Annotated in this window: 23 protein-coding genes and 3 pseudogenes; 18 read left to right on the top strand and 8 right to left on the bottom strand. The window is 58.0% G+C overall.

Annotated elements, in window-relative coordinates; all coding sequences use genetic code 11:
• From KX729_RS31995 to tnpA, 3 genes are all read right to left on the bottom strand, one after another.
• On the bottom strand, positions 1–235 hold a 235-nt coding region (locus KX729_RS31995), incomplete at its 3' end, for an IS66 family transposase (protein WP_219746486.1).
• Between the two features lie 59 nt (positions 236–294).
• Entirely contained in the window at positions 295–645 is a 351-nt protein-coding gene (gene tnpB, locus KX729_RS31990) for an IS66 family insertion sequence element accessory protein TnpB (protein WP_010009780.1), read from the bottom strand.
• On the bottom strand, positions 642–1046 hold the full coding sequence (tnpA, locus tag KX729_RS34885; protein ID WP_219746485.1) for an IS66-like element accessory protein TnpA: 405 nt from the start codon (positions 1044–1046) through the stop codon (positions 642–644). The genes tnpB and tnpA overlap by 4 nt, the downstream gene beginning before the upstream one ends.
• Between tnpA and KX729_RS31980 the strand changes: the two genes are divergently transcribed.
• Positions 1018–1335, top strand: coding sequence for a hypothetical protein (locus KX729_RS31980; protein WP_219746489.1), 318 nt, complete (start codon positions 1018–1020; stop codon positions 1333–1335). The genes tnpA and KX729_RS31980 overlap by 29 nt on opposite strands.
• 575 nt (positions 1336–1910) lie before the next feature.
• Positions 1911–3161, top strand: coding sequence for a TadE/TadG family type IV pilus assembly protein (locus tag KX729_RS31975; protein WP_219746484.1), 1251 nt, complete (start codon positions 1911–1913; stop codon positions 3159–3161).
• 643 nt (positions 3162–3804) lie between these two features.
• Here the strand turns inward: KX729_RS31975 and KX729_RS31970 are convergent.
• Both KX729_RS31970 and KX729_RS31965 read right to left on the bottom strand, forming a co-directional pair.
• Entirely contained in the window at positions 3805–4059 is a 255-nt protein-coding gene (locus KX729_RS31970; RefSeq protein ID WP_219746483.1) for a DUF6074 family protein, read from the bottom strand.
• A 605-nt stretch (positions 4060–4664) separates the two neighbouring features.
• Entirely contained in the window at positions 4665–6323 is a 1659-nt protein-coding gene (locus KX729_RS31965) for an acyltransferase (RefSeq protein WP_219746482.1), read from the bottom strand.
• 304 nt (positions 6324–6627) lie between these two features.
• Here KX729_RS31965 and KX729_RS31960 point away from each other — a divergent pair, with 304 nt between their 5' ends.
• The gene (locus tag KX729_RS31960) at positions 6628–7359 is read left to right on the top strand and encodes a FadR/GntR family transcriptional regulator (protein ID WP_312993253.1); all 732 of its coding nucleotides are present in this window, start codon (positions 6628–6630) and stop codon (positions 7357–7359) included.
• Between the two features lie 37 nt (positions 7360–7396).
• Here the strand turns inward: KX729_RS31960 and KX729_RS31955 are convergent, their stop codons facing one another.
• Positions 7397–8185, bottom strand: coding sequence for a DUF7402 domain-containing protein (locus KX729_RS31955; RefSeq protein ID WP_219746480.1), 789 nt, complete (start codon positions 8183–8185; stop codon positions 7397–7399).
• A gap of 11 nt (positions 8186–8196) precedes the next feature.
• Entirely contained in the window at positions 8197–9987 is a 1791-nt protein-coding gene (locus KX729_RS31950) for a heparinase II/III domain-containing protein (protein ID WP_219746479.1), read from the bottom strand.
• 233 nt (positions 9988–10220) lie between these two features.
• Here KX729_RS31950 and KX729_RS31945 point away from each other — a divergent pair, with 233 nt between their 5' ends.
• The 11 genes from KX729_RS31945 (at position 10221) to KX729_RS31895 (ending at position 23149) form a co-directional block, all read left to right on the top strand.
• Positions 10221–11165: a carbohydrate ABC transporter permease gene (locus tag KX729_RS31945; RefSeq protein WP_219746478.1), complete on the top strand. Its 945-nt coding sequence runs from the start codon at positions 10221–10223 to the stop codon at positions 11163–11165.
• A gap of 4 nt (positions 11166–11169) precedes the next feature.
• Positions 11170–12006 (top strand): carbohydrate ABC transporter permease, encoded by an 837-nt coding sequence (locus KX729_RS31940; RefSeq protein WP_219746477.1) that lies wholly within the window; start codon positions 11170–11172, stop codon positions 12004–12006.
• 4 nt (positions 12007–12010) lie between these two features.
• Positions 12011–13183, top strand: coding sequence for a glycoside hydrolase family 88 protein (locus KX729_RS31935; RefSeq protein WP_219746476.1), 1173 nt, complete (start codon positions 12011–12013; stop codon positions 13181–13183).
• A 9-nt stretch (positions 13184–13192) separates the two neighbouring features.
• Positions 13193–14302 (top strand): ABC transporter ATP-binding protein, encoded by a 1110-nt coding sequence (locus KX729_RS31930; protein WP_219746475.1) that lies wholly within the window; start codon positions 13193–13195, stop codon positions 14300–14302.
• 36 nt (positions 14303–14338) lie between these two features.
• Positions 14339–15070: a DUF624 domain-containing protein gene (locus KX729_RS31925; protein ID WP_219746474.1), complete on the top strand. Its 732-nt coding sequence runs from the start codon at positions 14339–14341 to the stop codon at positions 15068–15070.
• A 31-nt stretch (positions 15071–15101) separates the two neighbouring features.
• Complete coding sequence (locus KX729_RS31920; protein WP_219746473.1) at positions 15102–16376, top strand: ABC transporter substrate-binding protein; 1275 nt, start codon at positions 15102–15104, stop codon at positions 16374–16376.
• Between the two features lie 73 nt (positions 16377–16449).
• Positions 16450–18285: a DUF2264 domain-containing protein gene (locus tag KX729_RS31915; protein WP_219746488.1), complete on the top strand. Its 1836-nt coding sequence runs from the start codon at positions 16450–16452 to the stop codon at positions 18283–18285.
• A 491-nt stretch (positions 18286–18776) separates the two neighbouring features.
• Entirely contained in the window at positions 18777–19124 is a 348-nt protein-coding gene (locus KX729_RS31910; protein WP_219746472.1) for a helix-turn-helix domain-containing protein, read from the top strand.
• Positions 19125–19219: 95 nt separating this feature from the next.
• Complete coding sequence (locus KX729_RS31905) at positions 19220–20392, top strand: type II toxin-antitoxin system HipA family toxin (protein WP_312993227.1); 1173 nt, start codon at positions 19220–19222, stop codon at positions 20390–20392.
• A gap of 635 nt (positions 20393–21027) precedes the next feature.
• Entirely contained in the window at positions 21028–21501 is a 474-nt protein-coding gene (locus tag KX729_RS31900) for a hypothetical protein (protein WP_219746471.1), read from the top strand.
• A gap of 85 nt (positions 21502–21586) precedes the next feature.
• Positions 21587–23149: a methyl-accepting chemotaxis protein gene (locus tag KX729_RS31895; RefSeq protein ID WP_219746470.1), complete on the top strand. Its 1563-nt coding sequence runs from the start codon at positions 21587–21589 to the stop codon at positions 23147–23149.
• On the opposite strand, the gene KX729_RS31890 is transcribed toward KX729_RS31895, so the two are convergent.
• On the bottom strand, positions 23076–23621 hold the full coding sequence (locus tag KX729_RS31890) for an FGGY-family carbohydrate kinase (protein ID WP_312993224.1): 546 nt from the start codon (positions 23619–23621) through the stop codon (positions 23076–23078). The genes KX729_RS31895 and KX729_RS31890 overlap by 74 nt on opposite strands.
• Between KX729_RS31890 and KX729_RS31885 the strand changes: the two are divergent.
• The 4 genes and pseudogenes from KX729_RS31885 to KX729_RS34335 all read left to right on the top strand — a co-directional run.
• Positions 23535–24436 (top strand): annotated as a pseudogene (locus tag KX729_RS31885) (ABC transporter permease). The gene KX729_RS31890 and the pseudogene KX729_RS31885 sit on opposite strands and share 87 nt — an antisense overlap.
• Positions 24437–24498: 62 nt before the next feature.
• A pseudogene (locus KX729_RS34055) lies at positions 24499–24609 on the top strand (ABC transporter ATP-binding protein); the annotation flags it as partial.
• Positions 24606–25342: pseudogene (locus tag KX729_RS31880) on the top strand (ABC transporter ATP-binding protein). The pseudogenes KX729_RS34055 and KX729_RS31880, both read left to right, overlap by 4 nt.
• 223 nt (positions 25343–25565) lie before the next feature.
• Positions 25566–26912, top strand: a 1347-nt coding sequence (locus tag KX729_RS34335; protein ID WP_281423292.1) for a calcium-binding protein, incomplete at its 3' end; no start/stop codon positions are given.

Genomic DNA, 26912 nt, shown 5'->3' with positions numbered 1-26912 from the left:
GTTCTTCGAGCTGCAATTCCATCTGGTCGATCAGCCGGGCGCGTCGTTCCGAACTCTGACCATATTGCTCGCGACGCAACTTGGCGATCTCGAGCTTGAGGTGCCGGATCATCGCCTCGGACGTCGTCACGACGGCTCGCACCTGCGCGAGATCAGCCTCGGCGGAGGCGGCACGCGCCTCCGATGCCGCAAGCGCGGCGCGCAGTCTGGCTATCTCCGAAGCAGCGTCGTCCATGGCCGAAAGCTACCATGCCGCTTGTTAAAAGCCCAACAAAAACAGAGGAGTGTTCGCGATCAGCCTGCCGTTGCAGGTCGCTGCGTCCAGCGTGGATTACGCCAGTCGATCCCTTCCAGAAGATAGCCGAGTTGAGCCGCCGACACCGGCACGGCGGAGCCATTCTGGCTAACCGGCCAGATGAACTTCCCTGCCTCCAGACGCTTCAGGTAGAGCGACATGCCGACGCCGTCATGCCACAGGACCTTGATCAGGTCACCTTTGCGACCTCGAAAGCAAAAGACCTCGCCGCCATGCGGATCGCGGCCAAGTCCTTGCTGAACCTTCAGCGCCAGGCTGTTCATGCCACAACGCATGTCCGTCACGCCGCCTGCAATCCACACCTTCACCCCGGGTGGAAAGGCGATCATGACGCATCCAGAACCGGCAACAGCCGAGCAAGGATAGTTGGATCAAGCGAAGCCGGGATCGTCAGGCGACGACCGTTCGACAGGCCGATCTCGATCATCCTGTCGTCTTCAGGCCGCCGCGGGGCCATCTCGAAAGATGCCGCCGGCGGCGGCGAAATCGAAAGCGGCACAAAGCCCGTTGACGCGGAAACGTGCAGAAGCCCGCTTCGGTATTCCCGACGCCAACGGGTCAACAAAGACCGCGACAATCCATAACGCCGCGCCGTTACCGAGCCCTGCCGGAAGCCTTGCAGGCTCTCCTCGACGATCCGAACCTTCTCTTCGTCCGACCAATCCCGCCGGCGACCAACATCGTCGACAGACAAAAGCTCAATGGGGGAAATCACTGTAGCGCATGACATAAGCCATGGACTTAGAGCTAATCAACAAGTCAAGAAAGACGGCCTTCGCCGCAGGCACACGGCGATCGTCTCGAACTCCGACAATCTGACATACGGGAGCATCATCAGTGTCATAGAAGGCGACGATGCATCGGTGAGCGCCTTGACCGATGATGGCATCGACGAACTCACACACATGCTATCAGAGGCACGCAGGTCTCCTGCCACCTGGGCCGAATTCCTGGACGAATTTGAAATCTTGGCGGATCCAGATGCGATCGCTCGTATCAAGGCAAAATCTACGCGGTAACAACCGGGCCGTTACGCTGCACGAAGTCAAAGAATTTCCCCTAATCCCACGTCGAACAGGGCACAACTTGGCGCAGAATCTAGCGACTTTTAAACTGGTTAAATTCGCTGCGGTCGCGGCCTCGTCGGCTTTAGATAGCGCGGTTCCACAAAAGTTAAGCCTGTCATCCCTATAGCCGTTCAGCTGCCGCGGCAGTACTCTGTGTGCCGGGAAAGTTGTTGCGCGGTTCCGCGGGTTAATGAAAAGCACTCTTTCATGTCGCGTTTTGGGGACAGATTTAGGCCTTTTGCTAACCGTCTTCCTTCACGTGAGGCAAACGTGTTTTAGCCTAAAACAATCCGAGCACATTTGGAGATCCAATCTTGCCCCGTATTGTCACGTTGTTCGCTGTATTCTGCATTTCGACAGTCGTCTGGTTCAGCCTCGCCCGAGGCAGTGTTGAGTTCTACCACCACTTCGCCAGCCAAGACACTGGTCCGGCAATGACCGCCAGTATCGATTAAACGCAGCACTGCACCGCATCGTCGCGCACCAGCAGGGAACCTCCTATGCCACACAAGCATCTTAAGCGGCTCATGGCCGATCGTTCCGGAAACTTCGCCGTTTTGTCCGGCCTCATGTTACCCGTCCTCCTCGGGTTCGCCGGCATTGCAATGGATGTGACGCATGTAATGGATGAGAAGAACCGGGCTCAAGGATTAGCTGATGCGGCTGCGCTGGCCGTAGCCTCCGCGATGGCGGAGGACGGGGATATGAGCGCGAAAGAAGCGGAGGGCCTAGGTCTCAATTTCTTCGTATCTCAGTCGCTGGCCGCGGATAGCAGCATGACGCCGGAACAAAGGGCCGAGGCTGCGATAAGGCTCAAGGAAAGCACCAAGCTACAAACGTTTACAACATCCGCCGGCAACGCCCAAACGTACGATGTGCGTATCACATCGAACTACGACGTGCCGATGAATGGCTTGAGCTCCGTGCTCGGGTTCAAGACGCTGCGTATCGCAGTTGACAGTAGAGCATCGAGCGGCAGACAAGGCAACGCCCTTTCGATGTACCTGGCTCTCGATGAATCAGGCTCTATGGCGTGGGACACGACGACGGTCGACCCGGTTACCCCGACCAAGAAGGTGAAGAAGCAGCGCAAGGAGAAGTATCCTTGCCCGGGCAACGAAACTCAATCGTGTGAACGCGTTGTTGACGAATGGGTGGATGCCCCGAGCTACATCGTAAAAATGGCGTCGCTTAAAGCAGCAGCTGGAGTCATGTTTGACGAACTGAAAAAGGCCGATCCAAGCACAACTCTCATTCGGGTGGGCGCGGACTCCTACGATGACAAGACGAAATCCGAGCAGAAGATCGCTTGGGGCACCAACGATGTGAGCAAGTACGTCAATAAGCTTCCAGATAAACCCGATGGCGGGACAGATGCCAGCGGTGCGCTGACGAACGCCTTGGCTGCTCTTAAAAGCGCGAACACAACGGAAAAGTCGGCGCACGATGGGAAGACCAACAAAAGCTTCGAACGCTTCATCGTCTTCATGACCGACGGCGAGATGACAGGAAACAGTGGGCTTTGGAATCAAAAAATACACGATCAAGTTTTGGCTATCTGCCAGCAAGCAAAGAATGACAAGGATGCGGCAGGAAACGGCATCAAGATCTACACCATCGCTTTCATGGCTCCAGCAAAGGGCAAGGAACTCCTTGAAGCCTGCTCAAGCGGGAAAGATGATTACTATTATGAGCCGAATAGTATGACCCAGCTCGTTCAGACGTTTGGCGAAATCGCGCGGAAAGCTGCCAAAACAGGAACTCGGTTGACAAACTGATGCGTCGCATAGTTTCGCTCGTATCAGCTATCAAGTTTTATTGATCGACAACCTGTCTCGGCCGATCATAGGAAGCCATTCAAAAAGCCGAACGGTCGAAAATACGGTTCGGATCGAGACGCATGCAAAGCAGCTCTAGGACAGGATATTTGACGCTGTAGTCATGAATAGCGCGCTCTACGACTAGCGCAGTCCTTTCGAGCGGAGCCCGCGCCCGTGAGAGCCGGCATCGGTCGCGGCGATCGTCCCCGTTCGCTTGGTACGAAAACATACCTCGTTGTTCCAGAACGCTTGTGAGCATTGCCCATTGCGGTGCTGGCTACCCCACTACCCAACTGGCGCCGTCAGACGACCGACGTCGCTCATGCTATTAGCTTCGGTCGTCGCCTGGCCATGTGGCGGTTTTCCTGATGACCAATCCTTACGTCACTGGTACTTTCCTTGATGTCTAGGTGGCGAGACGCTGGTTGACAGCTACTTGTTCTCGCGAACAGTTGATATGGGCCGATAGGAAACCGATGGCGTCGATAAGTGGCGCGTGGATGGGATACGCCCTGATCCATCGCCTTAAGCCAATGGCTCGCCACGCTCCTGAATAAGTTTGATCGTGTCGCCAGCGGCGTTCGATGCATTCACCTGAATGCTATCTACCGAGAGAAGTGGCCTGACCGGCAACCGCCATTAATTGTAATTCCACTTGAACCGCCTGTAAAAATAGTTCTGCTTGCTGACGGACCTCTTCCTCAACAGCCCCGGCAGCTTTCAGTATGGCAACGAAGCGAAGCATCTCTGCTCTCCAAAACTGGTCCGCTTCGCCGCCGTGAAGATTATTAAGTCGGGCGGCGCATCGCTTTACCTCAGCCAGACGACGATCGGCGGGGAACTGCAAAACGGACATCTCAACCTCATCCGGCGAATCGAAAACAAGGAGCAGGTTCGCCGGAAGGCGTTCATAAATTCTAAATGAACAAGACCGTTACAATCGAACCTTATTGGCTATCGGTCAAGATCGAGTGCAACGTCCGGAATTCCAACACAACATTATACGCCTAACGAAAATCCTCTCACCGTCGCGGTGACAGAGATCATCGAAAAGCGAAGGACTTTGAGCTCGGTGTCGATGCCGCCGCAGTGCGCCTTGCCAGGATGGCGAGCTTCGCCAGCTTTGTTTGGGAAACGATCGTTTTCTGGACGTCGAAAACATCATAGCTGGGCTCCGACGCGCTGAAAGGCAAAGCCGAACCCGATGAGGCCCTCAAGGCCTTTATCGCCGTCGCTGCTGATGCTGATCTCAGCGTCGTAAGTCTCAACGGTATGGGCGGGCTTTCGGCGACGGCTTAATGCACGCTTTCGGGCAGAAACATTGGTGCTGGCTAAAGGTCACAAATTCGAAGCGTCGAAATATCGCCATTGCTCACCGCTTCTCTCTGTTGATCGACAGAAAGGCCCGCTTAGCCCTCGGCGGGCTTTTCTCCGTTGTGTAGATGACCCGGAACTGACCCGCTACAGTCCGAGTCCTGCCGATCTGGTCCGGTGTACGCCTTGTGGAATAAATGCGAACTCGCCAGCCAGCCCAAGCAGGTCGGCGGCCAGATGCAGTGTGGAGAGCCACATCTCGGTTCCCTGAAGGCTCGCCGCCTGTCCGTCGGCAAAAGCGAAGCCACGACCCGTACTCCACCGCTCGGGCGCCCGCAGGATGACCGTCTCGGCGACGGTTTCAGCCTGAGCGCGCATGAAATCCGTCTGCTTCAGGCATAACCAAAGCGGATGCACCGTGTCGAGCAGGTTGCAAGCCGTGTAGGTTGCTCCGGAAAATCCGCCATTGCCTCGGTAATGTGACAAAACGGAATTGATCGCGGCCTCCGGCATGGGCACCGGAATGCCAAACTGGGCATAGGCTCCGCGGGTGATACGGTAAAACCCGTTAACTGGTTGCAGCAGGCCCTGTTCTGCGGTCGGTTTTCCCCATAGTCCCGTCGCGCGGTCCACGTGGGTCGCCAGCCAGCCGATGAGTATTTCCTTTCCGCGACCGCTCTTGAAATAGCGCGCGTTGAAATACAGCGCGGTCGCAATGGCGTCAATGCGGTCACCGCAGCGCCATGCTCGGTTGTCCCAAGGCAGGCCTTCCAGCCAGCCGAAGAGTGCCGGCGCGTCGAGTTCCACCCCGGAGATCGGGTGGGACGGCCGATCCCCAAGGATCTCCAGCACATATCCGATCGCAAGGACGTTGTAGAGGGCAAGCGAATCCTCGCGAATATCCGCTGCCGGGTCGGGCAAACGGTAGGGATCCGGGAAAAATCCGTTCGACGGATCCTGCAGCGACCGCAGGCGATCGATGATCGCCCGCGCTTCGTCGCGCTTCGGAACCTGACCGAAACCGGCGGCAATCTCGATCGCGTCGCATTGATGACGAATGGCCTTGCGGACCACTCCGTCGGCCTCGGCCGAGACATATCCGTCAGGCGTCTCGTGATGGGCCAGCATGTCGCGCCACTCAGCTTCCGTGATCTTGCTGATCCGCTTGAGGGCTTCTTCGGCCTCACCTCGCCGCGACTTTCCGGCAACCGCCTCGCCGCGCCGACGAACGACCTTGGCGGGAACGCCGGCTGCGATCGCCAGTTTCGGTATATCTCTGGTCACGACGGCACCCGCCGCGATGACCGCTCCGTCTTCGATGGTCACGCCGTCGAGGATGACCGCATTGGCGCCGATCCAGACATCGTTGCCGATCGTGATGCCGAGCGTCTCATGCGCCTGATCGTTGATCGGCACATTGGGATCATCGAAGCCGTGATTGAATCCGACGATCGACACCAGCGAGGCGATGCGCACGCCGTTTCCGCACCGCACTTTTCCGGAAATGCAGGCATAGGGGTTCACCGAGCAGTTGGATCCCAGCTCTACCTCGCCCCGCACCAGTGCGTGACCGGCGATCCACGATCGTTCACCGACGACAAGAGATGAGGTGAAGATACGGGCGTCGCGCGCAATATAGGCGCTGTCCGCGATCCGCGCACCTGCAGAACGGGCGAGTTCCTGTTTGTGCGTCCTCTGCTCCTCGCCTCCGATATCGTCTGGCTGGCGTTCCCAGGTCAGGAATTGCAGTCTTGCCTCTCTCTCCACCTCTCCGACGCGATGAGTTCCGGACATTTCCCGATCCATCTGCAATTCCTCACTCGTCTTGACTCATCGTCCGGGCTGTCGACTCCTCGACCGGTCGGTCAAAGACAACGATGAGCGTCATCATACCAATTTTCGCAACCATCCGAATGATGGCATACAGCAGACAAATTTTGACGTCCACTGGTAGTTTTTGAACTTCATCCGCTCCGTATCCGAAAGGCGAAGAAGGCACTCGACCCATTTGGGTGTTGAAATTGATCAAAATTTGTCATACATGTTTGACGAATATGGCGAAGTTCCGTCTTGTTTCGCCTGCTTCGCATCATGGGGATTGCGCGTGACCATCCAGATCAAGGATCGCAGCAAGGGGCCGGGATCGCTCGTTTCGAGAGTTGGTGAAAGCCTTCGGCAGGCGATTGCGAGCGGTCAATATTCCCCGGGTGACAAATTGCCGAGCGAAATCGAACTGACCGAAACCCATCGGGTCAGCCGCACGGTCGTTCGCGAGGCGGTAGCGGCTATGAAGTCGGACGGGATCGTCGAGGTTCGACAGGGGGCCGGAATTTTCGTCCTCGATCAGGAGGCGCAGCTCCCCGCCAGCCGCAGGATCGACAAGGCGCGCGTTTCGTCGGATCTGGAAGTGCTAGAGGTCCGGGCGCCCCTGGAAATCGAAGCGGCGGGGCTTGCCGCGATGCGACGCTCGCCGGCGCAGGAAGAAGCGATCTTCGAATGTCACCGGCAGATTCTGCGATGCATCGAAAACGACGAGTCGATCCGGGATTCGGATTTGGCGCTGCATTTCGCGATCGCGGACGCCACCAACAATCCGCTGTTTCGGCAGCATCTGGAATTTCATGGCGCCGCGGCCATTCCCCAGTCGAAAGTGGTGCCCGATCCCCGCCCCGCCGAGCAGACCGCCTATCGGCGAAAGATCCACAAGGAACACGAGACGATCATCATGGCGATCTCCGACCGTGACGAACAGGCTGCCCGCGACGCGATGCGCGACCACCTGCGCGGCAGCCAGCTTCGCTATCGCGATCTGCTGAGGGACTTTCGCCTGGCCGCCTCCTGAGGGTCTAGCGCGGCAAGCCGCCGTGCCTGGCCGGCGATCAGTCCACCTCGCGACCCCAGACTTCGAACTGCGTCAATGCCGGAAAGGGCGACGGGTCATCGGCCTTGACGAGGCTATGCAGCCGCACCCATTCGACCGTTCTTTCCGGGATCGCAAAGGATTGGGCGGCACCCGATTTCATCAACGAGAAAGATGCGGTCTTCCCATCGGAAAAGGTAACGCTGGCCTTTTCCCACCACGCATCATGCGGAAAATCCGCCCGCAGGTAGAAAACGATTTCGTCGATCCTGACCGGGCGCCCGAAATCCAGCGTCAGCGCCGCCTCCGGATCCCGGTTGATGCCCCAGCTCGTATAGGGCCAGAAGCCATGGTCGTGGTTCGCCTTTTCCCCATCGATCGCATTACGGGCCGCGAAAACCGCTTCTCCGCGCGTTTCCACATTGGCCTTGGCATGCGGGAACACGGACGAATTGGCATGGTCATCCCACGGATTGAGCGCCAGATTGCGGCGAGGAGAAATTTCCTCCGGCCGCGCTTGGCGCACGCAGAGCCGATGGATGTTGCCTTCGAAGGCACGCGGCGAATAGGGAACGCGCCTTGCACCGAAGGGGACGCCGAGCGCATAGGCCTCGCTCTTCATGTAGACGAGCGCCGGCGACATTGCGTCATCGAGTGCGAGCACGAGATGACCCGGTTCGGAAGCCTCGACGACGACCTGATCGCCTTCGTTATAAACGTCGCGATAGACCAGATAGATCTCGTCCTCGCCGGTTGCTTTGGCCAGAACGTTACCCTCAGCATCCAGGACTTTCAGTATCAGTTCCATTCTCGTCCTCCTCAGACGATACGCAGTTTCACGCGCGCTCCGGCGAAGGGAATGCGCAATCGATAGATTTTCGAGGGCCAGGAGATGCGCAGGCGGGCGTCCTCGATATCGATCTCGTCGACTTCAATCGCTCCGACGCCATCCATTTCGATATGACCGAGACCTTCGAGCTGAATGGTTCGGCCGTCGACAGCCGGCTGCACGGCGGTCATCAGCGACAGCACCGCCAGCAGATCGCCGTCATGAACATCGTCAATCTCGATATCCTGCCCGCGCCGAAGCGTCACGATGCGCCTGTAGCTCCTGACTTTCGCGTCGGCCGAATAGGCGGACGAAATGTCGAGCGACACCCGCGCCGCCACCTCGCTGAACACCACCTCCACGTCTCGCGCGGCGAAACCGGCACCATCCGACTGCATCACGCCGCCGAATGTCGGCAGGTTGTGGAAGGCGGATTGCATGGTCCAGATGTCATAGCGCTGCGCGGAAAACGTCTTGGCCGTGTAGGTCTCGACGCCGACATCGATCAGCAGCGGCATCCCGTCCTTGTAAATCGTCAGGCTGCCGACATCGTTGTGATTGTGGCTTTCGCCGTTGCTGCCGCCCTTGAGGGCCAGCGCATAACGATCATCACGGGCGACGAAAACTCCGATGCCCGGATAGAAGATATCGCCCGCAGCGACCATTCCGGTCTCAGCCTTGATTTGCGAACCGACAAGAAGCTCCTGCACCCGATACCAGAGGTTCCATTCGTCCGGCAGGTGCGGCTTTTCCGATGACAGCCTGTCATTCGCGGCGAACTGCGCCAGCGCATCCGACCCCACGGCCCTGCCGAAGAGGTATTCACGCACGCTGCACGGCTCGATTACCGCTGCGGAATCTGCGAAGTTGAAATAGTGGTGCCCACTCACATGCATGTTGAAGATATATTCGGCCATGTTGCGTATCTTGCTATCCGCCCAGAGCGTCGACATGCTGCCCGGCGCAACCTGATCCAGGACAGTCATCGCGCCTGCCATGCATAGCGCTGCATGCCGATAATAGACGACCCCTTCCTCGCAGGCGCCGTCGGGGGCGTAGTCCTTGGCAAACGCATCCAGGCCGGAAAGCGCCTTTTCCACCACGCCTCGACGCAGCGCCTGATCCGTCTTCAGACAGAAGGCAGACAACAGGACGTTCTGGGTTATCCAGGCCGTCCAGTTGTTGACCCGCTCGGCGCCATTGCCCATCCACCAGAATTGGCGGCTAAGATAAGGTGTTAGAATGCGGGTTTGCACTTCGTGTCCAATGCGGGCGCAAATCAGCGGACTGACCTCTTCAAGCTGTTCGCCCAGCAAGGCGGAAATGGTCGCCAGCAGGGCGCCCGTTTCCGCGGCAAAGAGGTCAATCACCGGCCGTTTGACATCTGGCAAGGCAAACCTTTGCCCACCGCGCTCATAGGCATTGTGAGCCGGAAGCTGCCATCCGCTTTCTTCGCAGATGAGGAAAATGCCATCGACGATGGTGTCGATAAAGCGCCCCCTGGCCTCGAGGAGCTCGGCGAGGACGAGATCGTTCAGTTTTCGCCGGCGTGAAAAATAGAGTTCCTCGAAACGCGACCGGTTGCCGTTCAAGGCATATTCCCGATAGTCCGACGCCTTGATGTCCGACCATGGCAGGTCAAGCGCTACTTCCGCATCCCCGACCACCGCTTTGCGCATTTCCGTCGCTACGGCATCCCAGGCGGCGCGATCTGAGAAAGAGGCGCCCGGGGCAAAGTCCACCAGAACCGACGGCAAATCTTCCGCTATTTCGATGAACATCCGGGTCTACTCCACGCCATTACCAGCGATGCTGAACGGCGACCTATCATACGTATTTTAAGATGACCACAAATTCATACGACTTATCCATAACTTGTTTGACCAATGACTGAGATGTGCTATGTCCTCCTCACGGCAAGGGTGCGCGAGGCGAATGATTTCGTTCAAGCGCATCGCTGCCTGTCTGGCCCCGGCCAGGCGGAGGCGCCGCTTCGAGGAGGAATAGGGTGTCCATGTCGAATTCGACCGCCGCCGCAAGTGGCGCGCCGGCCACGGCTCGGCGGCCCGCGAAAACCATGTCGCGGCGCCGGCGCCAGGTGCAGAATGCGCTGGTCGCCTATTCCTTCATTGCGCCGAACTTCCTGGGCTTTGCCGTCTTCACGCTCGGCCCGATCCTGTTCGCATTCGTACTTGCTTTCATGCACTGGGACGGATCGAACGCGATCACTTTCGCGGGCCTCGACAATTTCTGGCGGCTGTTCGAAGATAAGGCTTTCATCGCGGCCTTCTGGAATACGATCATCTACACGGCAGTCTCCGTGCCCGCGACGCTTGCTTGCGCGCTGGGTCTTGCGGTTCTCCTGAACCAGAAGATCTTCGGACGCGATTTCTTCCGCACCGCGATGTTCTTTCCCTATGTCGCCTCGCTGGTCGCGGTCGCCGTGGTCTGGAACATGATCTTCAACCCCGAAATGGGGCCGGTGAACATGATTCTCTACACGCTTGGCCTCGACCCGAAGGACATGCCCGGCTGGGCGGCCGACCGCCATTGGGCGATGGTCACGGTCATCCTGTTCGGCATCTGGAAGAGCATGGGCTATTACATGGTCATCTATCTGGCCGGCCTGCAGGGCATCAATTCAGAGCTTTACGAAGCGGCCGATCTCGATGGCGCCAATTCCTGGCAGAAGTTCCTCTATGTCACCGTACCGCAGCTTGGGCCGACGACCTTCTTCGTCACCGTCATGCTGACCATCCAGTCGTTCAAGGTGTTCGACCAGATCTACATGATCACCCAGGGCGGACCCGGCACCTCGACCCTCGTGCTCGTCTATCACATCTATAACGAAGCCTTCATTTCCTGGGATCTGGGTTATTCCAGCATGATCGCGCTCGTCCTTTTCTTCCTCGTGCTGGCGGTCACCGTCGTGCAGTTCCGCCGCCAGAAGGAGGACTGAGCCCATGAAGATCGCCGGATACAGAGTCAAACCCAAGACGATCGCAGTCTACCTGACGGTCATCGTCATCACCGCCGTGATGCTGATGCCGTTCGCCTGGATGCTGTCCGCCTCGCTGAAGCTCAGCCGCGATGTGTTCGTTTTCCCGATCGAATGGATCCCGTCCGAGCCGCGCTGGCAGAACTATGTGGATATCTGGACGAAGATCCCGCTGGCGCTGTTCATCTACAACACGTCGAAGCTCACCATCATCGTCACAGTGCTGCAGCTTCTGACTTCGAGCTTCGCGGCCTATGCCTTCGCCAAGCTCGACTTTCCCTACAAGAACACGCTGTTTCTCGGGTATATCGCCACGATCGCCATGCCCTGGCAGGTCTATATGGTGCCGCAATTCCTGCTGATGCGCGAATTCGGGCTGAACAACACCCATCTGGCGCTGATCTGCCTGCAGGCCTTTACCGCCTTCGGCGTGTTCCTGATGCGGCAGTTCTACATGTCGATCCCGACAGAGCTTTGCGAGGCGGCGCGCATCGACGGCATGAACGAATACCAGATCTGGGCGAAGATCATGCTGCCGCTATCGAAACCGGCACTGTCGACGCTGACGATCTTCACCTTCGTCACCACCTGGAACGACTTCCTCGGCCCGATGATCTACCTGACCAAGACCGAGCTGAAGACGATCCAGATCGGTCTGCGCATGTTCATATCGCAATATTCCGCTGAATACGGGCTGATCATGGCGGCTTCCGTCGTCGCCCTCATTCCGGTGCTCATCGTCTTCCTGTCGCTGCAGCGCTTCTTCGTCGAAGGCGTCGCGTCCTCGGGCATCAAGGGTTAAGTTCATGAATGCCGTCATGCCGACCGTTCCCCAGGCGATCACAGATGCCGAGGTCAAGGCAGCGCTCGATATCGCCGTCGCGCAGATCCGCCGCAACCTGCCGACATTCACCTATGCGTCGCAGAACCATTCGAGTGTCGGCAACATCTATCCGGCGGTTGCCAACGACCAGTGGACCGCAGGCTTCTGGCCGGGAGAAATCTGGCTCGCCTTCGAGCATACCGGCGAGAAGACGTTCCAGTATGCGGCGCAGATCCAGGTCCAGAGCTTCCTACATCGGATCGAGAACCGCATCGAGACCGACCATCACGATATGGGCTTTCTCTACTCGCCCTCCTGCATCGCTGCTTGGAGACTGGTGGGTGATGAGGATGGCCGCAAGGCCGCCATTCTCGCCGCGGATCAACTCATCGAACGCTTCCAGCCGACCGGCCAGTTCATCCAGGCATGGGGCCGCAAGGGGGTGACCGACGAATACCGCTACATCATCGATTGCCTGCTGAACCTTCCCCTGCTCTATTGGGCAACACGGGAAACCGGCGATCCGAAATATCGCGACATCGCCCTCATTCATGCCCGCACGACGCTGGCGAACTCCGTCCGCCCGGACGATTCCACTTATCATACGTTCTACATGGATCCGGTCACCGGCGCGCCGGTGCGCGGCGCGACCAAGCAGGGATACAAAGACGACAGTTTCTGGGCACGCGGCCAGGCCTGGGGCATTGCCGGCATGGCCTTGTCCTATCGCTACGAGCGGATCGACGAATATCGCGACACGTTCGAGCGGCTCCTGAATTTTTATCTGAACCGACTGCCGGCTGACATGGTGCCATACTGGGACCTCGTCTTCTCCGACGGCGACGGCGAACCGCGCGACACATCCGCGGCATCGATCGTCGCCTGCGGCGTGCTCGAAATGGCGGACATGGTCGATGACGACACCGCCGCCCGTTACCGCGATCTCGCCCGCCGCATGATGAAGAGCCTCGCCGATCATTACGCGGTCAAGGACCCGGCCGTCTCCAACGGGCTTGTCCTGCACGGCACGTATTCGAAGAAATCCCCCTACAACACCTGCCGCGGCGAAGGCGTCGATGAGTGCGTCTCCTGGGGTGACTACTATTACATGGAAGCCTTGACGCGCCTTTCGCGCGTCTGGTCCTCCTACTGGTGAGAGACCTGAATGGCCAGCATTTCCCTCAAGAAGCTCAACAAGACCTACGGCGCGCTGACAGTCGTACACGATATCGACCTGGAGATCGCCGACAAGGAATTTATCATCCTCGTCGGCCCCTCCGGCTGTGGCAAATCGACGACGCTCAGAATGATCGCCGGTCTCGAAGAGATTTCCAACGGTGAATTGGTCATCGGCGGAGACTTGGTGAATGAAGTTCCTTCGAAGGATCGCGACATCGCCATGGTCTTCCAGAACTACGCGCTCTATCCGCACATGACCGTCTATAAAAACATGGCGTTCGGGCTGCAATTGCGAAAGGCATCGCGCGAGGTCATCCACCGGAAGGTTCAGGAAGCAGCAAAGATCCTCGATATAACCCACCTCCTGAACCGCAAGCCGAAGGCGCTTTCCGGTGGACAGCGCCAGCGCGTCGCGCTCGGCCGCGCCATGGTCCGTAACCCGGCCGTCTTCCTGCTCGATGAACCGCTTTCGAACCTCGACGCCAAGCTGCGCGGCACGATGCGCGCCGAGATCACCAAGCTGCACAAGCGGCTCGATGCCACCTTCATCTACGTCACCCACGACCAGATCGAGGCGATGACGATGGCCGACCGCATCGTGGTGATGAAAGACGGGCACATCCAGCAGGTGGACACGCCACAGAACCTTTATGATCGGCCGGTCAACATGTTTGTTGCAGGCTTCATCGGTGCGCCGCAGATGAACATGCTGCCCTCCACCATCGAACGCCGCGGCGATGGCTATGCCGCTTTGTTCGACGGCCGCGAACTGCCACTGCCGGCCCATTTCGACAAGAACCGTATCGAACCCTATGTCGGCCGCGAACTGGTGATCGGCATCCGCCCGGAAAACCTCCACGAATTGCCGCCGGCCGATATCGCATCGGAAAACCTCGCGCCGTTCGATGCCGTCGTCGAACTGGCAGAACCGATGGGCTCGGAAGTTCATCTCAATCTCACCGCCGGCGGCCGCAACCTCATCGCGCGCGTCTCGCCGCGCTTCAAGGCGAAGATCGGCGACGGGGTGAAGCTGGTCGTCGACACGACAAACATGCAGCTTTTCGACAGGGAAACGGAGCGTTCCATCCTCTACTGAGGCGGGCACGGACAAAACGCTTAGGGAGCAACGGCCATGCGATGGCTGCGGGACACGTGGACGAAGGAAGGGCCGGGCATTCCGAGGAATGCGCCGAAGAAGACCGGCCTTGCCCTCTGCGCAGAAATCTTCGCCCGTGAATGGTGGGAGATGGTGAAGCTGAACATTCTCTTCATCCTGGCCAGCCTTTTTGTCGTCACTATTCCCGCGGCGATTGCCGCGACGGCCCGGATCTCCGTCTCTCTCGTCGAAGACCGGAACATTTATCTGCTGCGGGATTTCACCGAAGCTTTCGCGAAATATTTCGTCCGCGCCACCCTTTGGGGTCTGGCCTTTGCCGCGGCGATCGGCCTCGGGATCTATGCAATAGCCACCTACGCACACAACGCGCGGGAAAATCTGATACTTGCCGCGCCCCTGACGGTCGCAATTTTCGCGACCGTTTTCATCGTCGTCATGGCCTGCCATCTCGCTCTGCTGATGGTGATGGGCGACATGCCCGCGCTGCAGCTTCTGCGGCTTGCCGCAACGGCCTCTCTCATCCGCCCGCTGCCAGCGCTTGCCGCACTGGCCTTCGTGGCCGCGCTGTGGCTCCTGCATATCACTTTTTATCCCGTGTCCGTCTTCATGCCGGCCACGCTCAATTTCTCACTCGGAATGTTCGCCGTCGCATTTGGCGTCCATCGCTCGGCAGAGATGGTTCTGAGCCTCTGGCCCGCCGCTGACGTACATCGCGAACAGCATGCACATGACGCATCGCATACCTAATCCAGACACACTTCAGGGAAGGAGAACAGAAATGTATTTGGAGAAATTCGGGAGATCCGTGAAATTCGCCGTGGCCGGCCTGGCGCTGGCCACATCGACCGCCGGCGCGGCTTGGGCGCAGTCGCCGGTGACGCTGAAATGGGCGCTGTGGGACCTCGACAAGACGACCTACATCAAACCGCTCATCGAGGCCTACCAAGCCAAGCACCCGAACGTGAAATTCGAGCCCGTCGATCTCGGCTCGCAGGACTACCAGCAGATGATCGCCACGCAACTCGCCGGCGGCGCCAAGGACCTCGACATCGTCACGGTCAAAGACGTTCCGAACTACGCGAACCTGGTTCGCGCCGGCTCGATCGGCGACCTCTCCGGATTCATGACGGAACAGAAGATCGACGCTGTCTCGTTCGGCGGCCTCGTCGACGAACTCAAGATCGACGGCAAGGTCTATGCACTGCCGTTCCGCTCGGACTTCTGGATCGTCTATTACAACAAGGACATTTTCGACAAAGCCGGCGTCGCCTACCCGACCAATGACATGACCTGGGCTCAGTTCGATCAGATCGGCACGAAGCTTGCCGGCGGCATGGGCGCCAACAAGGTCTATGGTGCACTGTTCCACACCTGGCGCTCGACGGTCGAGCTTCCAGGCATTCTCGACGGCAAGAACACCCTGGCCGGCCCCGACTATGCCTTCCTGAAGCCCTGGTACGAGCGTGCTCTGGCGCTGCAGAAGGCCGGCGTCGTGCCGTCCTATGCTTCGCTGAAGACCTCGAACACCCATTATTCCGGTCCGTTCTTCAACGGCACGATCGGCATGCTGCCGATGGGCACGTGGTTCATCGGCACGCAGATCGCCAAGGTCGCATCGGGTGAATCCAAGAGCAAGAACTGGGGCATCGTGAAGTACCCGCATCCGGAAGGCGTCGCCGCCGGCACGACCGCGGCGCAGGTCGCGTCGCTCGCCGTCAACGCCAATTCCAGCCACAAGCCGGAAGCGCTCGACTTCATAAAGTTCGTCACCGGCCCGGAGGGTGCGGCGATCATCGCATCGACCGGCACGATCCCGACCGTCCGCACGCCGGAGGTCACTGCTAAGATCACCTCGCTGCCGGGCTTCCCGCAGGACCAGAACAGCAAGGACGCGCTGCAATCCGGCAAATCCTTCCTGGAAATGGCAGTCACCCCAAATGCCGCCAAGATCGAAGTGGTGCTGAACCGTGCGCATGACTCGATCATGACCGACAATGCCTCGATCGCTGACGGCTTGAAGGAAATGACCGACGGCGTAAAGGCCATCAAGTAATCGGGACTACGGATGCGCCCGCGGGAGTCTGTGCTTCCGCGGGTTTTCTTTTGTGATGACGAACGGACTGCCCGTGATCTACGACCCCGCAACCGCCAATCCCCTCAATGGCAACGCTCTCGTGACACGCGATGACGTTGCGAAAGCGGTGCTGGATCTTTTCAAGCCGCTTATGCCGTATTTTTCGGATGGCCGAGCGCGCGTTCGGCTCAGTGCAACCGGCGCGCATTTCGATCGTGCGGCGGCCGATCTCGAAGGGTTTGCGCGGCCGCTCTGGGGCATCGTCCCGATGGCGGCCGGCGGTTATAATTTTCCATTCTGGAGCCTCTACCGCCGTGGTCTCGCCAACGGCACCGATCCGTCACATCCCGAATATTGGGGAGATATTTCCGACCGTGACCAGCGCCAGGTGGAACTCGCCGCCGTCGGCTTCGCAATCGCTATGGTGCCGGAACATATCTGGGAACCGCTGACCGACGAACAGAAGCGGACCATCTCGGCCTATCTTGTGTCCGCGCGAGACAAGGAATTCATCCACAACAACTGGAAATACTTCCGCGTCCTCATCGATCTAGGCCTGACGCGCGCAGGCATCCCTTTCGACCGGGCCGGGACCGAGCGCTATCTCGATGAAATTGAGGCCTTCCGCCTCGGCGAAGGTTGGTATCGCGACGGACCGGTGCAGCGCGTCGATCACTATATTCCTTTCGCGATGCATTTTTATGCGCTGATCTATTCGGTGCTCGCAAAGGACGACACGAAACGCAGCGACGCCTATCGGGAACGTGCCAAAGCCTTTGCCCCCGATATTCGCCATTGGTTCGGTCCCGATGGTGCGGCTCTCGCCTTCGGCCGCAGCCAGACATACCGGTTCGCAGCCGGCGGGTTCTGGGGCGCGTTGGCGTTCGCGGGCGTCGAGGCTTTGCCCTGGTCCGAGATCAAGGGCTACTACATGCGCCACATCCGCTGGTGGTCGCAATTGCCGATAGCCGACCGGGACGGCGTTCTATCGATTGGGTATGGCTATCCGAACCTGCTGATGAGCGAGAGCTACAATTCCGCGGGATCGCCCTACTGGGCGCTGAAGTTCTTCCTGCCTCTCGCCCTGCACGCCGACCATCCGTTCTGGGCTGCCGAAGAAGCGCCTTCTCCAAACTTCAGCGATCCGGTACCGCTCGCGGAACCTGGCATGGTCGCCATGCACACGCCGGGCAATGTGGTCGTTCTCTCCTCTGGTCAGCAGCACGACAAGATGCGCGGTGCCGCCGAGAAGTACTCGAAATTCGCCTACTCGACCCGTTATGCCTTCAATGTTGAAGCCGACGACCGGCATTTCGCGGCAGCGAGTTTCGATGGCATGCTCGGCTTTTCGGACGACGGCGTGCATTTCCGCATCCGCAAAACGCTGGAGGAGGCGATGATCGCCGGCGACAAGCTCTATTCGCGCTGGAAGCCGTGGAGCGACGTGACAGTGGAAACATGGTTGATCCCGGCCAATCCCTGGCATATCCGCATCCACCGCGTCGTCACGCCTCGCCCAATGAAAACAACCGAAGGCGGCTTTGCCATTGAACGATCGGATTTCGACCACGATCGTGCCGAACAGGCGGAAGGGCTTGCGGTCTGGCGGGGGCACGGCGACATCAGCGCCATTGTCGACCTCTCGCCAGGCACTCGGCGTATCGGACATGCGATGAGCCCAATCGCCAACACCAACCTTATTCACGCCAAGACGAACCTGCCGCAGCTTCGCGGAGAGATTGCTGCTGGGACGACCGTGCTCGCCGCTGCGGTGGTTGCCCTACCACATGATCCAGAGAATGCGATCGTCCTGGACGCAATACCTCCTCTTCCAGATCCTGAGGAACTCAGGCTCCTGTTGCGGTATTCAGCACAATCGACACTTTAATATGATCCGAGCAACCTTTCGGGTTATGGCGTCCTTCGGGAACCACGCTTTGAATTGACCTCTCTTTCGCGGCCTCTTCTGCTTGTTCCCAGCAAATCGAAATCTCCACGAAAGCAGCTGACATGCGATCTTCGCATGCGACGGTAGCGCTTGCAGCTCTTGATGGGATGTGAACCGACGGTCCGCTGTTGTAGATCGGATTCTCCGATGGTCTTAGAATATTGGCACTTTCCAGGGGGCGGCGAGCTGCCACTTCCAGCAGCAGTTAGCCGGTCGTGCATACCATGATCTAACGGCCGGATCTGCCGGGAGCGTATTTTCTGGCGGCCAGTATATTGCTCCGGATAAAGTGCTAGAAGTCGCAGCCTGGCAAATCCGCACGCGAGCGGAATTCCGTACAGCTATAGAGAATGTTGCGGAATTCCGCTCGCATGTGTAGAAGACATCCATGCGGAATTCCGCATTATTGTCACAATAAAGCGGGATTCCGCATGTCACATACCGTTTTCCAGTCGTTGGGCGTACAACTGCTTGCAGCCCGTAAAAAGCGTGCCCTAAGCCAACCGGCACTCGCCAAGCGACTTGGCCGAAATCGTGCCCGGATATCGGAACTTGAACGTGACCTGGCCAACAATCGCTTGGGCAGGGACCGTCTAACTTTGTTTGCCGATCTCTGCGATACGCTTGATCTCGTTCCCGTGCTCATCCCAAAATCGCGCATGGAAAGCGTGCGGCTGCTGGTCGATGACGTACCTGCTCCAAGACATGCGACCGAGGTTCCGAGAGCTTTCGACGAGCTATTCATCGACCTTGACGACGATGAGACAAGGGAAGGGTAAATGGCAAAAGCAGCGGCGGTTCTTGGCGTCTTCATGCTTGACGAAAAGGCGGGTCTGCCCGGGCCGGAACTCTGACGCGCGACGCCGATGGTGCGGTGTCCTTCGTCGTTGCGGAAAGCTTCCTGCGGGACGCGACAAGGCCAATCCTCAGTCTCGGCTGGTATGATCCGGATTCCGACCAAGGGACACGCGAAAGGCTAGCCTCGCGGGGAGACAAAATCGGGCTGCACGGAAGGTTGCCGCCCTGGTTTTCCGGGCTTCTGCCTGAAGGAGCCCTGCGCGACCTGGTGATGACGGAAATGGGGCCGGGTGATCACGACGAATTCGACGTGCTGACCCGCCTCGGAGCGGACTTGCCCGGCGCGGTGCTCATTGTCCCGGAGACCGACATACCGGCGTCGGCAGGACCGCTGGACCTCGGAAAGGTCCATGGCTTTAAGGCGTCTCTTCCCGAAGGCGCGGTAAAATTTTCGCTGGCAGGCATCCAGCTGAAATTTACTGGCAACCCGGATGGCGACCGTCTGACAGCAGCAGCCCGGGGAGAGACTGGTCGTAACATCATCAAGCTGGGCAGTGAACGATTTCCCAATCTTCCCGAAGTAGAGTTTGCCGCCATGCAGATGGCAAGCGCCATGGGCGTCAGAACCGCGCCGTGCCGGCTCATCTCTCGCGACGCGATCCAGAATGTACCAGCCGAATTGCTACAGCACGGCGAAAACGTGCTTGTCGTGGAGAGGTTCGACAGATCTGCAAGCGGGCGCATCCAAATCGAGGACGCCGGCCAGGTTCTCGGCGCTGTAGGTGACCGCAAATATACGATGGGTACGACCGAAACGGTCATCAACATGGTTCGCCGTTTTAGTACCGATCACCGTAACGACGTTCTAGAAGCCGTCAGGCGTGTCGTCGCCGACGTGCTTCTAGGAAATGGCGATAATCACCTGAAGAACTGGTCCTTCTATTTCCCGCAGGCCGGCCAGATTAGGCTGTCGCCCGCCTACGATATCGTGCCGATTGTCCTGTATCTCCCCCAGGACGAGATGGCATTGCGCTTCGTCAGGACGCATAATTTCGATGCAGTCAGCTTGCATCGTTTCGAACGGGTTGCGAGCTTTATACGGCTGGATCCAAGGCTCGTCGCGCGTGAAGTCGAGCATGCTGTCCGGCAAGCCTTAGAAACTTGGCCAAAGATTGCCCCCGGTCTTTTGGGGACCCGACTCTTCGGATCGAGTTCTGAGGCGGCTCGACAAGTTGACACTCGTCCATGAGGTCCGTCTAAGGATCGGACTATGATGGAGGTCGCGTAGATCGTCGTAACGATGACGATGCGCGACCATTCAGCTGCGTATCCGCGCTCGATGTCAACGGCGTGGGGGTGCCCTTACAGCTCCTGAAGGGATAAGGATCTCCGCCGCGCTATTTGCTGGGGCGAATAGTTTATTGCGTTGTGTTCAAGGCTAATTGATCGCGTGATGGGAGAAAAAGATTCAGCACAGGATATCGTAGCGCTATACTCTAAGCTCCAGAAGAATGAGAACCTGTGACTGCCTTGCCACAACGGCGATGGAAAGATGCGGCAGTGGCTCGAGCAGCGAGGTGCGAAATTCTCATTGAATAATGCGAGCTACTATGAAACGGCCACTCAATCCTCGACGGGCCGCTAAGGTTCAGATCTTGCGCAGAGAGACACTCTCCCATACTGAAATCCGACGAGTTGTCTCTTTAGCATAAACGCGGTGGAGCAATATCCCAAGAAGAAAATAGCCAGCACTCTTGTTTCTCGGATGATGCCGTAGTCGGTTCTCCCGGACTTAAGTCCTACATCATCGTCAATCAAAGCTTTGTTAGCGACCGCTTAAGGGGTTTTTGTTTTGATTTTCAACAGGGCTTTCGGGGCAGTGGCATGTTGAACTTCAAAAAACTTAAGATTGCATATCGCACGGTGATACTGACCATCGTGGCAGTCACGTCTCTCCTTGTCGTGAGCGCTATATTTTTTGCCGAGCGATCAGTTGAGCAAGGGCACGCTCGAAAAGTCGCCGAGCTCGAGGCTTTCGACCGGTCAGTGTCGGAGCTGGATACTCTGTTTCTTCAGGTCCGACGTTTTGAAAAGGATTTCCTCCTTCGCAAGGATGAGCAATCTATTGCAAACCACCTGCGTTTATCGAACCAGCTTCTGAGCAGCATCAAGACACTGGAGACGCAAATCAACCAACAGGAGTTGAGCAGGCTCTTAACTGCGATTGGCGACAGCTATTCCAGCTACGGCGCGAGTTCGATAAGCTTGTCGCAGCAAACAAGAACCTGGGCCTCGATCCGAATTCAGGGCTTGAAGGGGCGATGCGCCAATCCGTGCACGACTTGGAGGAGACCCTGACCAGCAGCGGGAATGCAGCAAGTCAGGTGGCCATGCTCACGCTTAGGCGGCATGAAAAAGATTTCTTGCTTCGACGAGACGGAAAATGGTGACCGCGCATCAGGACGTTATAGACAAGCTCTCGGAATTTCCGGCAGATGCGTTCGGCGGGCCTTTGAAGAAAGCTGAGGCCTTGAAGGCGCTCGGTGCTTATAGCACGTCTTTCAACGCATATGCGGCTGCAGCCGGCGTTGAAACCTCTGCTCGAAAAGCCGTGTCGGATGCATTCAGCAAAGTTGACCCGATCCTCCAAAATTTTCACGAGGCGATTTCCAAGAGCAGGAATATCCAGGAAGCAGCCGGGCGTGCGAGCGAGTCTCGAGCAATCCTTTTTGCTTCGACGGCCGTTTTAGCCTTGATCGGCCTGTTGCTTTTCCTTTCCACATCCATTGGGCGCTCAATCTCACAGCAAGTGGTTCAGATGGCTGAAGCGATGCGGCAGATGGCGTCAGGCCATCTCGAAACGATCATACCATGCCTAGGAGACAGGACAGAGATCGGCAGCATGGCCCTGGCTGTGGATATCTTCCGCAAGAATGCTCTCGAGAACCAGCGTCTGGAAAGCGAGGCGGAGAGGCAGCGCGATTTGGCGGAGACACAGCGCCTTCGTACAGTTGAGTCCGACAGACTGCGGTCGGAAGAGATGACAATGGCAACACGCGGTTTGGCTCAGGGCTTAAAACATCTGGCGGCTGGCGATCTCACGTTTCAGCTCAGGGAGACATTCGCTCATGAATTCGAGGACCTGAGATCAGACTTTAACAGCACCATCACCCAACTGCGTGAGACGCTGGCTACCGTCGCGCAGGCGACGGACGCTATTGACACAGGTTCGTATGAAATCAGTGCCAGTGCACAGGATCTTTCGAAGCGAACGGAACAACAAGCTACCTCCCTTGAGGAAACAGCTGCGGCTCTCGATCAAATTACCACAAATGTCGTCAATTCGACGAAACGCGCGGAGGAGGCCCGGACTTTCGCAATCCAAGCAAATGATAGTGCGACAAAGTCAGGCCAGGTGGTCGCCGACGCCGTCACCGCTATGGGACGCATCGAAAGCTCTTCGGGTCAGATATCAAAGATCATCGGAGTGATTGACGACATCGCTTTCCAGACCAACCTACTCGCTCTCAATGCAGGGGTTGAGGCTGCACGAGCAGGTGAAGCAGGGAAAGGTTTCGCAGTTGTTGCTCAGGAAGTGCGTGAACTGGCGCAGAGATCGGCGCAGGCTGCGCGCGAGATCAAAGATCTGATAGGGAAATCTGCGGTTGAAGTCGAGACAGGGGTCCGTCTGGTTCGTGAGACGGGCACAGCGCTGCATAAGATCGAGACTTTCATAAGCACAATCAATCACCACATGGAGTCGATCGCGACTTCGGCCAAGGAGCAGTCTGTTGGTTTGTCAGAGGTCAATACTGCGGTAAATCAGATGGATCAGGTCACACAGCAAAACGCGGCCATGGTCGAGGAAGCCAGTGCAGCGGGTGCCACACTTGCGAACGAAGCGGGGAAGCTGCGCGACCTTCTTTGCCAGTTCAAACTCGGTACTTCGGGTCGTGAATCGGTAAGAGCTTCCGATAAGGCACCATCGGAAATGCGAGCAGCTTGACTTCATCAATAGCGCCGCCACGGTCTCTTACACTTGCTCGTCCTGACGAGCGTGTAGGCAAAAACGGTTCGTTGTTGAAGTGGCTGAATGTTATACGGCTTAAGCGTCCGCGCCAGGTCTTGAAACGCTTTAGATCTAAAGCAGGTGTAACGTCGAGAATGAACTTCCGCCAAGTCAACTTGGACGGGCTCATAAACGATCCCCAGGCTTGAAAGACCGCCATCGCGCAAGGTACAGCATGGAAAGCGCCTCCTGCAACGGCGCCCAGCATGGCCGCTCCGCGCAGCACCGCTTCCTTTGAACGAGTTGCGTCCACTCGCTTGCCGCAGGAATCGGCCAAAATCTGGCGGACCAGATCATGCTGCCCGGCGCAGCCGCACGCACGATGAGCAATATAGTCCAGGACGACGCCATCGTCCGGCCGCTGGCAATCGGCACCCGGATATGGAACTCGACCTCCCGCATTCTGCACAAGCTCGCCGACAAATCGCTTGGCATGATGGGTTTCATCATCCTCGCCATCCTCGTTGTGGTCGCGATCTTTGCGCCGCTGATCGCGCCTTACGATCCCGCGGCCCAGACATTGAGCGACGCGCTTCAGCCTCCGAGCTTCGCGCATCTGGCCGGCACGGACGAATTCGGACGCGATATCTTCAGCCGCTTCGTCCACGGCACGCGCATCACGATCCAGACGGTCCTGTCCGTCTCGGTGATTGTCGGCCCGATCGGCCTGGTAATCGGGTTGTCGCAGGCTTTTTCGGCGGACGCACCGATGCTACCCTGATGCGCGCCACAGATATAGTCCTGTCGTTTCCCTCCTTGATCCTGGCGCTTGCCTTCGCCGCTGCTCTCGGGGCAGGCTTGGGGACCGCGATCGTCGCCATTTCGCTGACCGCCTGGCCACCGATCGCCCGGCTCGCACGCGCCGAAGCACTCGTGGTGCGCAACGCGGATTACGTGGCGGCGGCCCGGCTTTACGGCGCCTCACCGTTACGCATTCTGCTTCTCTATATCGCCCCGATGTGTATTCCCTCGGTGATCGTGCGGCTGACGCTCAACATGGCAGGCATCATCCTGACCGCGGCTTCCCTCGGCTTCCTCGGCCTTGGCGCGCAGCCGCCGCTGCCGGAATGGGGCGCGATGATCTCCAGCGGGCGAAAATTCATGCTCGATTACTGGTGGGTCGCTGTGATGCCCGGCGTCGCAATTCTGCTGACCAGCCTCGCCTTCAACATCGCCGGAGACACGCTTCGCGATCTATTGGACCCGCGCCATGCCAGATCTTGATGAAACGCCCGTCCTGTCGGTTCGCGACCTGAATGTCCGCTTCGGCCGAAACTCTATTCCGGCGGTCTCCAAGTACCCGAGGCCTGATAGCCGCGATGCCGGATCCCAAACATCCCGTCCGCCGTTTAACAGTCCTCGATCGCAAGTCCATCGAAGTGGAGACCAAACCATGATCAAGGTCGAAAACCTCGATGTCGTCTATGGCTCCAAGGATAATAGCGTTCATGTCATACGGGGTGTCAGCTTCGCCGCAAGTCGCGGCGAAACGCTGGGCATCGTCGGTGAATCCGGGTGCGGCAAGTCGAAGGTGCTGCGTTCGCTTGCCGGCCTCGAGGCCGCATGGACTGGATCGATATCGTTCAACGGCAAGCCGGTCGGCAAGGTGCGGACACGCGAAGAGCTGAAACTTGCACAGATGGTGTTTCAGGATCCCTACGGCTCACTGCATCCGCGCCACCGCATTGGAACCGCACTCGCCGAACCGATCAGGTCTATGGGGGCCGGCGACGGTTGGGCAAAGGTCGCGGCGGCACTGCAACAGGTCGGCTCGCCTGCGCATTTCGCGAGCCGTTTCCCGCATGAACTATTTGGAGGCCAGCGTCAGCGTGTAGCGATTGCGAGCGCCCTGATTCTGTCGCCGCCAATCCTGCTTCTCGACGAGCCGACTTCGGCGCTCGTTGTATCGATCCAAGCGGAGGTACTCAATCTGCTGGCGGACCAGCGGGAGGAACGCGATCTGACGTTCATCCTTGTAAGTCACGATCTCTCCGTCATCTCCCACATGTGTGACCGAGTCCTCGTCATGCAGAATGGGGTAATTTTCGAGGAGCTCACAAAAGAGGATCTTCAGGCGGGGGGACCCACGCGAGCTATTCTCGGGAACTGTTCAAGGCCAGCTTTCTGTAGCACGCTGTGTCGCGAAGTCTTTATCGATCTATGGCGGCAACCACAGAAGTGCTAGCCTTTGTATGTGTATTCAATTTGCAACTGTTGTCTGTAGATTAATCAAGATCCCCCAAATGGGTGATGCTCAAGACAGTGCAACCATTTCTAGCTGCCCTAACCAAATTTCCGAAGTTTGCTAACCTACTCGATGTTAGTAATTCGGAGTATCTTACAGGGGCCAGTTATGACCGTCCATAAATTCAGCGATTTCGTTAATAGTGCGGTCGTTTTTGCTCCTGGTGATGTCATTGATTTTGATCAAGGCGGATCCGCTAGCGATTTTCGTTTTACCCAGGATTTGAATGGTGTCTTGGTCAGTAGCAGCTGGGGCTCGTTAACGCTTCTGGGTGGATCTTTGGGTGGGGTCAGCTCATCCAATTTCATCTTCAGCGATGGGAGCCTGGCACTTTTCGAAGGCGATGGGCCGTCTCTGTCAGGCGGGTCTGCAAACGACTATCTCGATGTTCGCCAAGTGGCCGACGTCGCCGCAGATGCAGGCGGCGGCGATGATATGATCTATGCAGGCAGCGCCCTTACCCAAGGAGATGCAATCGCGGGAGGCGCCGGTACCGACAAGCTTATTCTAACCGGCAGTTATGATGCACCGGTGGAGTTCAATGCGACGACTGTTTCAGGGATCGAGACAATCGTCGTCGAGCGTGACAGTTCGGTCTCGCTTGTGCTTGCCGACGAGACTGTAACGAGTGCCCAAGGTGGTCACCTGGAAGTCGACGGTACGGCTCTCTCTGAACAGGATGTCCTGGTTGTTGATGGCAGCGCGGTCTCAGGAGGTCCGATTACGCTGACCGGCGGCTCTGGCCAAGACATTCTCACCGGTGGAAGTGGCGCTGACACCCTGTCCGGCGGTGACGGCAAAGATGTCCTCAACGGCGGCGGTGGGAACGACACAATCATTGGTGGTCTGGGTGGCGACATATTGACTGGCGGCGAAAGCGACGATCGCTTCGTTATCGGGTTTGCGTCTCCGCGAGGAGAAAGTTCCTCTGCCGAGGAAAGCCTGTTCGATCACATCATCGATTTCGAGGGAGCTGGAAGTGCTGGAGGTGATTTGCTCGATCTCCCGTCCTTTTGGGAAGGACTGCCACTCGTTTTCGCGGGCGAATGGGACTTCAACTGGTCGAATGATGGCAGTAACGGCATACAGATGAACCCGGACTGGGTCGGCGACGGGATGATCGACGTCATCTGGAATCGTGCGGGTTCCAATGTGGAAATCTGGCTCGATGCCAATGACGACGGACAGTTCAGCGAGGGCGATCTCTTCATTGTCCTCGAGAACGTCTCGGAACTCGACGAAAATGATTTCGCGGACAACTTCATTGCTTGGCGCGGGACTGTCGGTGACGACATCGTCAGTTTTGATGGAAGAAACGATCTTGCTTACGGCCTTGACGGCAACGACACCTTATCTGGCGGTGATGGTGCTGACCAGATCTACGGCGGTTCGGGCAACGACACGCTGGATGGCGATGCGGGCGACGATCGGCTTGTCGGCGGCGATGGAGACGAC

It is taken from the genome of Neorhizobium populisoli (assembly GCF_019430945.1).
GTDB classification, from domain to species: Bacteria; Pseudomonadota; Alphaproteobacteria; order Rhizobiales; family Rhizobiaceae; genus Neorhizobium; species Neorhizobium populisoli.
Note: the sequence above shows the minus strand (reverse complement) of the source record. Positions and strands in the feature narration are given on the sequence as shown.